Here is an 11,507-nt window from a genome sequence, read left to right on the forward strand (position 1 = left end):
GCACTTCGCTGACCAGCGGGTTGCCGTCCACGATGTCGTGATCGGTGATGCGGCGCCGACCGCACGGCTCCCGCGGCGCGACACGGTTTCCCCGGCTGCCCTTCTTCGTGATCGTGGCCGGTCGAATCCCCGATCTCGGTGCGGCGTTTCGGCGCGACTTCCGCTGGTCGCGGGCCACGCCCACGACAGAGGATTCGAAGCGAGAGGGACTACATTGGCACTGCCCGACGTGATCGCTGTCGATGATCTTCTCGGACCACCGGAGCGGTACGGTGCGTCGATCTCGCCCGACGGCACTCGGATCGCCTACCTGGCACCCTGGAAGAACCAGTTCAACGTCTGGATCCAGAACCTCGACTCCGATGACGAACCCTGGTGCGTGACCGCCGACGAGACCCGTTGCGTGCACGACTACCGGTGGACCGACGATCCGCGCTGGCTGCTCTACGTGCAGGACGACGGAGGCGTCGAGAACCGGCACCTCCACCGGGCCGACCTGTACGACCCGGCGGCGCCGCCTCTGGACCTGACCCCGTTCCCCGGCGCGCAGGTCCTCGGCCTCGAACTGTCCCCCGCGCGGCCCGGCAAGGCGTTCCTGCAGCTCGATGCCCGCAATGCCGCCGAGTTCGACCTGCACGAACTCGACATCGCCACGGGCGAGCTCACGCTGCTGGCCGCGAACCCCGGCCACGTCACCCGCTGGCTCTGCGGCGGTGCCGGTGCACCGTTGGTCCGTGCCGCGACGGACCGGGGCGACATCGAGCTGTCGCGGTTCGACCCGGAGTCCGGCACGTTGCACCGGGTCGCGCTCTTCGACGCCGACGACCACGTGGTGGACGTCTTCCCGTTCGAGATCACCCCGGACGGGACGGGGGTCTGGATCGGCTCCAGCCGAGGGAGCGACCGGACGCGGCTGGTCCGGGTCGACCTGGCCACCGGCGAGGAGAAGGAGGTCGACAGCCATCCGAAGTTCGACCTCGACACGCGCGCCCGGGCCGTCCCGACGCTGCCGTCGCCGCTGATCCGGCATCGGCGGACCGGAGAGCTGATCGGGGCACGCTACCTCGGTGAGCGGCAGGTGATCCATGCTCTCGACCCGCACTTCGCCGAAGTGCTGGAGAACCTCGAATCCCTGTCCGACGGCGACATCGCCGAGGTGTCCTCCGACGACGACGGACGGCGATGGGTGGTGGCCTTCGCCCACGATCGCGATCCCGGCGTGACCTGGTTCTACGACCATGCCACCGGGGAGAGCCGTTTGCTGTTCCGGCCGCGCCCCCACCTCGACCCGGACGCGATGGCCCCGATGCGCCCGATCCCGATCACCGCTCGCGACGGGCTGGCGCTCCCGTCGTACCTGACGTTGCCCGTCGGGGTCGAGCCGTCCGGCCTGCCGCTGGTCCTGATGGTCCACGATGGGCCCTGGACCCGTCACAGCTGGGGCTTCGACGACGCGGTGCAGCTGTGGGCCAACCGCGGCTACGCGGTGCTGCAGGTCAACTTCCGCGGCTCGGCAGGGTTCGGCAAGGCCCACCGGGAGGCCGCGATCGGCGGGTTCGCCCACGCGATGCACGACGACCTGATCGACGCCGTCGACTGGGCCGTCGAGCGGGGCCACGCCGACCCGGACCGGATCGCGATCCTCGGCGGCGCCTACGGCGGCCACGTCTTCGCGAACCCCGAGGACCGCATCGCCATGTTCCGTGCCGCCGCGCGCTTCCTCGCGCAGCACCTCGGGGGACGGGAAGGCTGACCGCCAGATCCCCACTCCAACGGTGACGTGCGGTAGCGCTATCGATCGAACGAGCTTCACGACCCGATGACCAGCGGGTACCGTCGGCTCGCGTGCCTCGTCCGGCAGTCCCGCGCCTGTGCGCCGGGACCGCTGTCCGGTCGATTCCCGAACGGGAGCCTCCGATATGGATGTATCTGCCGGTGTGTGGTGGTTGACGATTCTCGGGATCGTCGCACTGCTGGTGTTCGACTTCGTCTTCCACGTGCGCAAGGCGCACATCCCCACGCTGCGTGAGGCCATGTTCTGGTCGGCGGTCTACGTCGGGATCGCGATCCTGTTCGGCGTCGGCGTCTGGGTCTTCGGTGGCGCCACGATGGGGTCCGAGTACTTCGCCGGCTACGTCACCGAGAAGGCGTTGTCCGTGGACAACCTCTTCGTCTTCCTCATCATCATGTCCAGCTTCAAGGTCCCCCGCGCCGACCAGCAGAAGGTCCTGCTGTTCGGGATCGTGTTCTCCCTGATCGCCCGGACCGGGTTCATCTTCCTGGGCGCCGCGCTGATCAACACCTTCGCCTGGGTGTTCTACCTGTTCGGCCTCATCCTGCTGCTGACCGCGGGCAACCTCCTCAAGCCCGAGGGCGAGGACAGCCACTCCGCGGACAACATCATGATCCGGCTGGCCCGCACGCTGTTCCACACCTCCGACCGCTACGACGGCGACAAGCTCTTCACCATGGAGGCCGGACGTCGGGTCATGACCCCGATGCTGCTGGTCATGGTGGCCATCGGCAGCACCGACATCCTGTTCGCCCTCGACTCCATCCCGGCCATCTTCGGGCTCACCCAGAACGTCTACCTGGTGTTCACCGCCACCGCGTTCTCCCTGCTCGGCCTGCGCCAGCTGTACTTCCTCATCGACGGCCTGCTCGACCGGCTCATCTACCTGGCCTACGGCCTGGCCGCCATCCTCGCGTTCATCGGGGTGAAGCTCATCCTCCACGCCCTGCACGAGAACAACGTGCCGTTCATCAACGACGGCCAACCGGTGAACGTCGTCGAGATCAGCACCGCGCTGTCGCTCTCGGTGATCCTCGGGGTTCTGGTCGTCACCGTGGTGGCCTCGCTGGCCAGCCCCAAGGGGCGGGCGCAGAACGCGGTGTCCGCAGCTCGCCGGCACGCCACCGAGTACCTGGAGGTCGAGACCGAGAGCGCCCACCGCGAGGAGATCTTCGCCAAGCTGCTCACCGAGGAAGCGCACATCCGCGCGTTGCCGGAGAAGTACCGGGCGCGGATCCGCGAGGAGGACAAGCTGATGGCCCTGCTCCGACGCGCTCACGCCGAGCACGACGCCGCCAGGACCCGCTGAGCCGGCCCCCCGCCGGTTACGGAGGATCTCCCACGATGACGTTGGCGCCGCGTTTCCACGTGAGGTAGCGGACGGACAGGTTCGCCATGGTGGCCAGGCGGTTGCGGTGGCTCATCAGCGTGACGATGTGCAGGCCGAGCCAGCCCAGCCAGGCGAGGAAGCCGCGTACCTTCAGCCCGTTGGGCAGCTGGATCACGGCGTCGCTGCGGCCGATCGTGGCCATGATGCCCTTGTCCTTGTAGGTGAACGCCTCCGTCTGCTCCCCGGCCACCAGCCGGCGGACCTGAGCGGCCGCGTGCCTGCCCCCCTGAATCGCCGGCTGTGCGAGCTGGGGCAACGGTCCACCGGTCCCTGCGGCCATGTCGCCGACGGCGAACACGTCGGGGTGGCCGACGACCCGCAGATCGGCGTCGACCTGAACGCGTCCACCGCGCCCTTGTGGCAGCCCCCAGCCGGACACCCGGTCATGGACCTTGACCCCGGTTGCCCAGATCGTCACGGCGGACGGCAGGTGCTCCCCGTCGCTGAGGATGACGCAGTCCTCGCGGACCTCGTCGACGGCCACCCCGAGGCGGAGGTCGACCCCGCGGGCGCGCAGTTCGTCGGCCGTGTACGTCCGGAGCCCGGGCGCGAACGGCGCCAGGACCTCTCCGGTCATCTCGACCAGCACGACCCGGACCCGATTCGGGTCCAGCTCGGGGTAGGCCAGTGGGAGCCCGGCGTTGCGCAGCTCGGCCAGGGCGCCGGCCATCTCTACCCCTGTCGCTCCGCCCCCCACGATGACGAAAACAGGTTCGACGGCGCCTTCGCGGCCCTGGGCGACGGTCTCCAGGCTCGACAGCACGAGATCGCGGACCTGGATCGCGGACTGGCGGGTGTAGATGGTGCGGGCGTGCTCCTGCGCCCCACCGATGCCGAAGTAGTGCGCGGTGACCCCGCAGCACAGGATCAGGTAGTCGTAGGTGATGTCGGCGCCGCTGTCGACGCGCACACGCCGGTTCGACGTGTCCACCTCGGTGACGGACACCCGCTGGAACCGGACGTTGCGGAAGCGGCCGGCGAAGGCCCGCAGCGCGTAGGTGACGTCCCCGGGGTTCAGCCCGCCGGTGGCGACCTGGTAGAGCAGCGGTTGGAACGTGTTGTAGGGATCGCGGTCCAGGAGCAGCACATCGACGTCGGCGCCGCTGAGCTCACGGACCGCGGACAGGCCGGCGAACCCTCCCCCGACCACGACGACCCGCGGACGCCCGGACGCTGTAGGACCCACAGCACCCACCGTGCCCCTCGCCCACCCGTTCGTCCACTGCTGGTGCCCGATCCCGCCCCGATCTCGCCCCGACGAGGGTCGACCGCTCCGGGTGCCGTTGCCGGACCCGCGCTGTCAAGCGCTCGGCGTGGCCCCTTCCCGCGGATCGACGACGTGGGTGAGAGCGGCGACGAACCGCCCGTGGTCGACCGGCACGCCCGCCGCGACCAGGGCGGCCAGCCCGATGACCGCGGAGAGCGCGACCTGAGCGATCGCCTCGTCGTCCTGCCCGTGCTGGTCCGGCCGCGCCCCGGCGCGCAGGAGCTGTGTCAGGTGCTCCTCGAGCCGCTGGTGAATGGGCACGACCTCGGCCGCGAGATCGGGCTCGACGGCGGCCTCGCCCCACACCTGGACGGACAGGCGGGCGTGGCTGCTCCCGGGGCCGACCTCCGCAGCCAGGCGGGCCAGCAGGTCACGCGCACCCTCGGCGGGGAACTCCCCGTCCACCTCGCCGCCGTGCCCCTCACCCACCGCGATCACCAGGTCGGCCTTGCTCGGGAAGTACCGGTACACAGCACCCATCGACATGCCCGACTCGCGCACGACGTCGCTCATGCTGGTGCGGGCGAAGCCCCGCTCGGAGAACAGGGCGACAGCCGCATCCAGGATCTGCTGACGACGCGCCGCCAGGTGTTGCTCGCTGACTCGCGGCACCCGTTCCCTCCCGCCCTGCGCCGGCCTTGACGGCCGTCTCCGGAGGTTATCCCGGTCGGCAGGTGGATCAGGCGGGGGTCAGGACGGTCTTGCCGCGCAACCGCCCCGCCTCGGGCTCGGCGTGCACCGCAGCAAGCTCGGCCAGCGGACGGCGAGCAGCGACGTGGACCCGCAGCTCCCCACGATCAACCCCGGCGACCAGCTCGCCCAACTCCGTCTCCCCCTGGCTCAGTACGTCGCTGCTGCCGTAACCGTGGTAGCGCACTGCCTTCACGACATCCTTTATGCTTCGATTTCGTAGCATTGTCGAGAATAGCGTGATTCGATTTCGAAGCAATGCGTCGCGCCGGTGAGGCTCGCCACAGTGCTTCGAGGTCCAAGCACCTAGAATGCAGTGGTGGCTGATGGGCTGGAACCGGAGCAGCTCCGGACGTACTTCGCGCTGATGGAGTCCGTCAGCGTGCTCCACCACGCCGTGGAACAGCAGCTGCAGCAGGAAGGCCCGCTCAGCTACGTGCAGTTCCAGCTGCTGGCCCGGCTGGCCGACGCCCAGGGCCCGCTGACGATGACCGAGCTGGCCGACGGAGTGGTCTACAGCCGCAGCGGCCTGACCCACCAGGCCGGGCTGCTGGACAAGGCCGGGCTCGTCACCCGCGGCCCGAGCCCGGACGACCAGCGCGCCACCCTGGTCACGATCACCGACACCGGTCTCGCCCTGGTCGCCAAGGTCCTGCCCGGCCACGTCCAGGTCGTGCGCGAGTTGCTGTTCACCCCGCTGTCCGCGAAGGACCTGCGCGCACTCGACGACACCGTCGGCCGCATCCGCGACCACATGCGCGCCCGGCCACCCCGTTCTGCGGCACCTCGCAAACGCCGCAGCGCAGAGCCGGCCGCTACGGAGGAGTAGACGCCTCGGGGTGGGGCAGGTCGAGGACGACCCCGCAACCGGCAGCCAGCTGGTGGAGTTCGGCGAGCGTCTTCGCCGGCAGGTCCACCCCGTCGACCCGACCCCGGGCCTCGGCGCGTGTCTCGATCTCCCCCGGGTGGAAGATCTCGTCGGCTCCCTCCACGAGGGGCACCGCCTTGGTGGTGGCGACGAGGTCGTCGAGGCGCTCGCCGAACAGTCCGGGGTCGAGGACGGCGTCGACGCGCAGGGCCAGGACGAGGTGCCCGCAGCCGCTGCGGCGATCGGGCACGTAGGGGCCGACGACGTCCGTGGCGTAGGAGCTTCCCGTGAGCACCCCGGACAGGACGTCCATCATGAAGGAGATGCCGTAGCCCTTGTGGCCGGCCATCGGCGCGAGTGTTCCGTCGATGGCCGCGCGCGGGTCGGTGGTGGGCGCACCGTCGACGTCGACCGCCCATCCCCGGGGGATGCCCTCCCCGCGCTGCAGCGCGGCGTAGATCTTGCCGCGGGCCACCTCGGTGTTGGCGATGTCGAGCACGACCGGCCCGTGCGTACCCCCGGGGGTCGCGATGGACCAGGGGTTCGCCCCCACGGTCTTGCGCCGGCCACCCCAGGGGGCCATCGCCGGGCTGCCGTTCGTGGTGAGGATGCCGACGCACCCGGCGGCGGCGATGCGGCGGGTCCAGTAGGCCGCGGTGCCGAAGTGGTTGCTGTTGCGGACCGCCACGACGCCGACGCCGTGCTCGGCGGCGCGCACCACGGCGAGGCTCGCGGCACGATCGGTGACGATCTGGCCGATGCCGTCGTCGCCGTCGAGGACGGTGACGGCACCGAGGTCGGACACGATCCGGGGATCGGTGACCGCGTGCATGACACCGGAACGCAGCCGGGCGACGTACCAGCTCAGGCGCAGCATGCCGTGGGACGGGTGGCCCCAGAGGTCGGCGGTCACCAGGCTGTCGCCGACCAGGCGGGCATCGGCCTCGGGAACGCCGCGGGAGGTCAGGATGCGGGCCGCGGCGTCGGTGAGGGCTGCGGGGTCGACGGTGGTCACGGGCTCCTCCGGGTACTCATGGCCGGAGCAGGCCGCGCAGGACGTAGGGCAGGATCCCGCCGTGGCGGTGGTAGTCCTGCTCCCGCGGCGTGTCCAGGCGGACGAGGGCATCGAAGCGCGTCTCGGCGCCACCCTCCTCGTCGCGGGCGTGCACGGTGGTGGTGTGCGGGTAGCGGCCCGGCCCGGCGCCCGCCAGCCCGCTGATGGTGTACCGCTCGTGACCGGTCAACCCGAGTGCGTCCGCCGACTCCCCCGGCAGGAACTGCAGCGGCAGCACCCCCATACCGATGAGGTTGGACCGGTGGATCCGCTCGAAGGACTCGGCGAGGACGGCGCGCACCCCGAGCAGCGCGGGACCCTTGGCCGCCCAGTCGCGCGACGAGCCGGACCCGTACTCGCGCCCGGCGAGCACGAGCAGCGGGGTTCCGACGTCGCGGTGGGCGAGGGCGGCGTCGTAGACGCTGGTCACCGTGCCGTCCGAGGCGAGTGCGTGGCCACCCTCGGTGCCGGGGACGAGCTGGTTGCGCAACCGGACGTTGGCGAAGCAACCGCGCACGAGCACCTCGTGGTTGCCGCGGCGCGAGGCGTAGGTGTTGAGGTCGAAGCGGGCGACGCCGCGCGCCGCCAGGTACCGACCCGCCGGGGTGCGCGGGGGGATGGCGCCTGCGGGGGAGATGTGGTCGGTGGTGACCGAGTCGCCGAGCTTGACCAGGACGCGGGCGTCGACGATGTCCTGCATCGGCTCCGGTTCGCGGCGCATGCCGTCGAGGTAGGGGGGCCGGCGCAGGTAGGTCGACTCCTCGTCCCACCCGAACGTCTCCGCGGTCGGCGCGTCGAGCCGGCGCCACCGCTCGTCGCCGCCGAAGACGTCGCGGTAGACCTCGGTGAACATCTCCGCGCTCAGGTGCTCGTCGACGACCTCGCGGACCTGTGCGGAGCTCGGCCAGATGTCGCGCAGGAACACCGGCCGCCCGGTCTCGTCGGCGCCGAGGGGCTCGGTGAGCAGGTCGACGTCCATGGTGCCGGCGAGTGCGTAGGCGACGACGAGCGGTGGGGAGGCGAGGTAGTTCATCCGGACGTCGGGGTTGATCCGACCCTCGAAGTTCCGATTTCCCGAGAGCACCGCGGCAACGGCCACGTCGTGCTCCTCGACGACGGTGGACACCTCGGGGATCAAGGGCCCGGACGCGCCGATGCAGGTCATGCAGCCGAAGCCGGCGAGGTGGAAGCCGAGCTCCTCCAGGTAGGGGGTGAGTCCGGCCCGGTCGAAGTACGCGGTCACGACGCGCGAACCCGGCGACAGGCTGGTCTTGACCCAGGGCTTGCTGCGCAGTCCGGCGCGGACGGCGTTGCGGGCGAGCAGCCCGGCGGCGACCATCACGGCGGGGTTGGAGGTGTTGGTGCACGAGGTGATCGCCGCGATGGCGACGGAACCGTGGCCCAGCCGGTGCTCCGCGCCGTCGAGGGTGAGCGTGGCCGGCTCGCGCGGCGGGACCTGCAGGTCGTGGATCGCCCTGCGGAACGCGGACTTGGCGGCGTCGAGCCCGACCCGGTCCTGCGGCCTGCGGGGACCGGCCAGCGACGGCACCACGGATCCCAGGTCGAGCTCCAGGGTCTCGCTGTAGTGCGGCGCGTGGTCCGGCTCGTGCCACAGTCCCTGTTCCTTGGCGTACGCCTCGACCAGGGCGACGCGCTCCCGGCTGCGGCCGGTGAACCGCAAGTAGCGGATGGTCTCGTCGTCGATCGGGAAGTAGGCGCAGGTGGAGCCGAACTCCGGGCTCATGTTCGCGATCGTGGCGCGGTCGGCCAGGCCGATCGCGGAGACGCCGGACCCGGAGAACTCCACGAACTTGCCGACGACGCCGTGCGCGCGCATCAGCTCGGTGATCGTCAGGACGAGGTCGGTGGCGGTGGCACCGTCGGCGAGCTCGCCGTGCAGCCGCATCCCGACGACGGGCGGCACCAACAGCGACAGTGACTGCCCGAGCATCGCGGCCTCGGCCTCGATGCCGCCGATCCCCCAGCCGAGCACCCCCAGGCCGTCGACCATCGTGGTGTGGGAGTCGGTGCCCAGGCAGACGTCCGGGAAGGCCCAGCCGCCGTCGACCATGACCACCCGGGCCAGGTGCTCGAGGTTGACCTGGTGCATGATCCCGGTCCCCGGCGGGACGACCGCGAAGTCCTGCAGCATCTGCCGGCCCCACTTGAGGAACCGGTAGCGCTCGGCGTTGCGCCCGTACTCGATCTCGACGTTGCGTGCCACGGCATCGGGCCGGCCGAACACATCGGCGGTCACCGAGTGGTCGACGACGAGCTCGGAGGGGATCCGGGGGTTGACCCGTCGCGGGTCACCGCCGAGCTCGGCCATGGCGTGTCGCATGGCGGCCAGGTCGACCAGGGCGGGCACGCCGTTGGTGTCGTGCAGGAAGATCCGCGAGGGGTGCAGGTCGACGGCGATGTCGTGCACCCCCGGGTCCCCCCACGCGAGCAGTGCTGCGACCTGCTCCTGGGTGACCGTGCGGCCGTCCTCGTGGCGGAGCAGGTTCTCCAGCACGATCTTCAGTGTGTAGGGCAACCCCGCTGGGGCGAGCTCGGCGATCCGGTGGATGCGGTGCCGCTCGCCGCCGACGGCGAGGGTGGCCGCGGTAGCGAAGCTGTTGCGGCCGGGGAAACGGCGCAGCGTCATCCGATCGCGGACCGGAGGGCCTGCGCGGCGAGGTGCGCCGGACTCAGCAGCGCCACGTCGAGGTCGGCCTGCGCCGCGTCGTGGGTCGGGGCGAGGGAGAACTGCCCGAGCACCACGAGGTCCGCGGCCTCGGCTCCGCGCGCCGCGGCGCTGACCAGCCGCGCCGCCTCCGCGACCGACCCGGCGGCCAACGCCTCGCGCGCGCCGGCCACCACGGCACCGTGCACCACCGTCCGGGCCCCGACGTGGCCCTGCAGCCGGGAGACCGTGTCCCGGGTGCCGGCCTCGATCGGGCCGAGGACGAGGGCCCGGCGCGGGGCGCGGCGAGCGACCTCGTCGAACAGGGCGCCGTCCGATGCCAGGACGGGGACCGGGTGCCGGTCGGCGACCTCGTGGGCCACCGGCCCGTACATCGAGCAGGTCAGCTGCACCGCGTCCGCGCCGCCGTCGACGGCGTACCCGATCAGCGCCCGCATGCGGACGCGCAGGTCCTCGGTCACCCTGCCGGCTCGCTCGGCGTCACTGATCAGGGTGTCGTCGAGCAGGTTCCACAGCCGTGCCTGCGGGAACGCCTCGGCGAACGATGCGGCCGCGGGAGCCATGGAGGCGGGAGTGGCGTGGACGAGGGCCACGAGCGGTTGGTGCCCGGTCACGATCGACCTTCCTCTGGGTCAGGCGGCCTTCGCCGCAGCCGTGACGGCGGCGACGACGGCAGTGGTGAACTCGGTCGTGGACGCGGAGCCGCCCAGGTCGGGGGTGCTGGTGCCACCGCTGACGGTGGTGGTGACGCCCCGCTCGATGCGGCCGCCCGCATCGCGCAGCCGCGGGTCGTCGTTCCTGACGGCAAGCCACTCGAGCAGCATCGCGCTGGAGAGGATCATCGCGATCGGGTTGGCGAGGTCCTGCCCGGCGATGTCGGGGGCGGAACCGTGCGCTGCCTGCGCCATGGCGTGGGAGTCGGAGGAGTTGACCGAGGGCGCGATGCCCAGCGAGCCCGCGACCTCGCCGGCGAGGTCGGAGAGGATGTCGCCGAACATGTTCTCGGTGACGATCACGTCGAACTCGTCGGCCTTCCGGACCAGCTTCATGGTCATCGCGTCGATGTGGAAGTCGTCGACGGTGACGTCCGGGTGGTCGGCGGCGACCTCGCGGCACACGGTGCGGAACAGGCCGGTGGTCAGCTTCAGCACGTTGGCCTTGTGCACGATGGTCAGCTTCTTGCTGCGGGCCTCGGCGAGCTCGAAGGCGGTGCGGGCGATCCGCTCCGTGGCGGCCCGGGTGATGATGCCCATCGCGATCGCCACGTCCGGGGTGGGCATGAACTCGCCGGTGCCGGCGTGGGTGTTGCGGTCGGCGTAGAAGCCTTCGGTGTTCTCCCGGACGATCACCAGATCGGTGTTCTCGACGATGGCGTTGCCACCAGGGAACGCCTTGGCCGGGCGGATGTTGGCGTAGAGGCCGAAGTGCTTGCGGATGGTGCCGCTGGGGTTGAGCTGCGACCGGTGGGGCTCGGGGTAGGAGGCGCTGTCGTGCGGGCCGAGCAGCCAGGCGTCGAGCCCCGCGAGCGCCTCGAGGGTGGAGTCCGGGGTGGGTGCGCCGTGCGTCGCGATCGCGGAGGCGCCCAGCGGGAGCTCCACCCACTCGGCGGGCGCGGCACCTGACGCCGCGAGCGCCGCGTCGACGATCGCGACCGCCGAGGGCACGATCTCCGGGCCGATGCCGTCGCCGTGCAGGACGCCGAGGCGGTAGCGGCGGGGCGGGGTACTGGTCATGTCTGCCTCTCGGGTGCGGGCGGGGGT

10 protein-coding genes are annotated in these 11,507 nt (G+C 71.2%); 3 read left to right on the top strand and 7 right to left on the bottom strand.

Translation table 11 applies throughout. The features are described from left to right. Window positions 1-229 precede the first annotated feature (229 nt). The gene (locus CFP66_RS28175; protein ID WP_233159780.1) at window positions 230-1,753 is read left to right on the top strand and encodes a prolyl oligopeptidase family serine peptidase; all 1,524 of its coding nucleotides are present in this window, start codon (window positions 230-232) and stop codon (window positions 1,751-1,753) included. A gap of 184 nt (window positions 1,754-1,937) precedes the next feature. Further along, a complete protein-coding gene (locus CFP66_RS28180) occupies window positions 1,938-3,101 on the top strand; it encodes a TerC family protein (protein ID WP_233159794.1) in 1,164 nt (387 codons plus the stop codon). Window positions 3,102-3,117: 16 nt separating this feature from the next. On the opposite strand, the gene CFP66_RS28185 is transcribed toward CFP66_RS28180, so the two are convergent. From CFP66_RS28185 to CFP66_RS50005, 3 genes are all read right to left on the bottom strand, one after another. Further along, on the bottom strand, window positions 3,118-4,368 hold the full coding sequence (locus CFP66_RS28185; RefSeq protein ID WP_233159781.1) for an NAD(P)/FAD-dependent oxidoreductase: 1,251 nt from the start codon (window positions 4,366-4,368) through the stop codon (window positions 3,118-3,120). A gap of 114 nt (window positions 4,369-4,482) precedes the next feature. Further along, window positions 4,483-5,061: a TetR/AcrR family transcriptional regulator gene (locus CFP66_RS28190; RefSeq protein WP_094928225.1), complete on the bottom strand. Its 579-nt coding sequence runs from the start codon at window positions 5,059-5,061 to the stop codon at window positions 4,483-4,485. A gap of 67 nt (window positions 5,062-5,128) precedes the next feature. Then, complete coding sequence (locus tag CFP66_RS50005) at window positions 5,129-5,335, bottom strand: zinc-binding dehydrogenase (protein ID WP_369805184.1); 207 nt, start codon at window positions 5,333-5,335, stop codon at window positions 5,129-5,131. A gap of 123 nt (window positions 5,336-5,458) precedes the next feature. Here CFP66_RS50005 and CFP66_RS28200 point away from each other — a divergent pair, with 123 nt between their 5' ends. After that, entirely contained in the window at window positions 5,459-5,968 is a 510-nt protein-coding gene (locus CFP66_RS28200; RefSeq protein WP_094928345.1) for a MarR family winged helix-turn-helix transcriptional regulator, read from the top strand. Here CFP66_RS28200 and CFP66_RS28205 read toward each other — a convergent pair. The 4 genes from CFP66_RS28205 to CFP66_RS28220 are packed head-to-tail and all read right to left on the bottom strand — an operon-like array spanning window position 5,955 to window position 11,480. Then, window positions 5,955-7,022: an Ldh family oxidoreductase gene (locus CFP66_RS28205; protein WP_198961714.1), complete on the bottom strand. Its 1,068-nt coding sequence runs from the start codon at window positions 7,020-7,022 to the stop codon at window positions 5,955-5,957. The genes CFP66_RS28200 and CFP66_RS28205 overlap by 14 nt on opposite strands. A 16-nt stretch (window positions 7,023-7,038) precedes the next feature. After that, the gene (gene acnA / locus CFP66_RS28210; RefSeq protein ID WP_094928228.1) at window positions 7,039-9,708 is read right to left on the bottom strand and encodes an aconitate hydratase AcnA; all 2,670 of its coding nucleotides are present in this window, start codon (window positions 9,706-9,708) and stop codon (window positions 7,039-7,041) included. Next, a complete protein-coding gene (locus CFP66_RS28215) occupies window positions 9,705-10,361 on the bottom strand; it encodes an aspartate/glutamate racemase family protein (RefSeq protein WP_094928229.1) in 657 nt (218 codons plus the stop codon). The genes acnA and CFP66_RS28215 overlap by 4 nt, the downstream gene beginning before the upstream one ends. 18 nt (window positions 10,362-10,379) lie before the next feature. Further along, window positions 10,380-11,480, bottom strand: coding sequence for an isocitrate/isopropylmalate dehydrogenase family protein (locus CFP66_RS28220; protein ID WP_094928230.1), 1,101 nt, complete (start codon window positions 11,478-11,480; stop codon window positions 10,380-10,382). Between the last annotated feature and the right edge of the window lie 27 nt (window positions 11,481-11,507).

This window comes from Pseudonocardia sp. MH-G8, from assembly GCF_002262885.1.
GTDB lineage: Bacteria > Actinomycetota > Actinomycetes > Mycobacteriales > Pseudonocardiaceae > Pseudonocardia.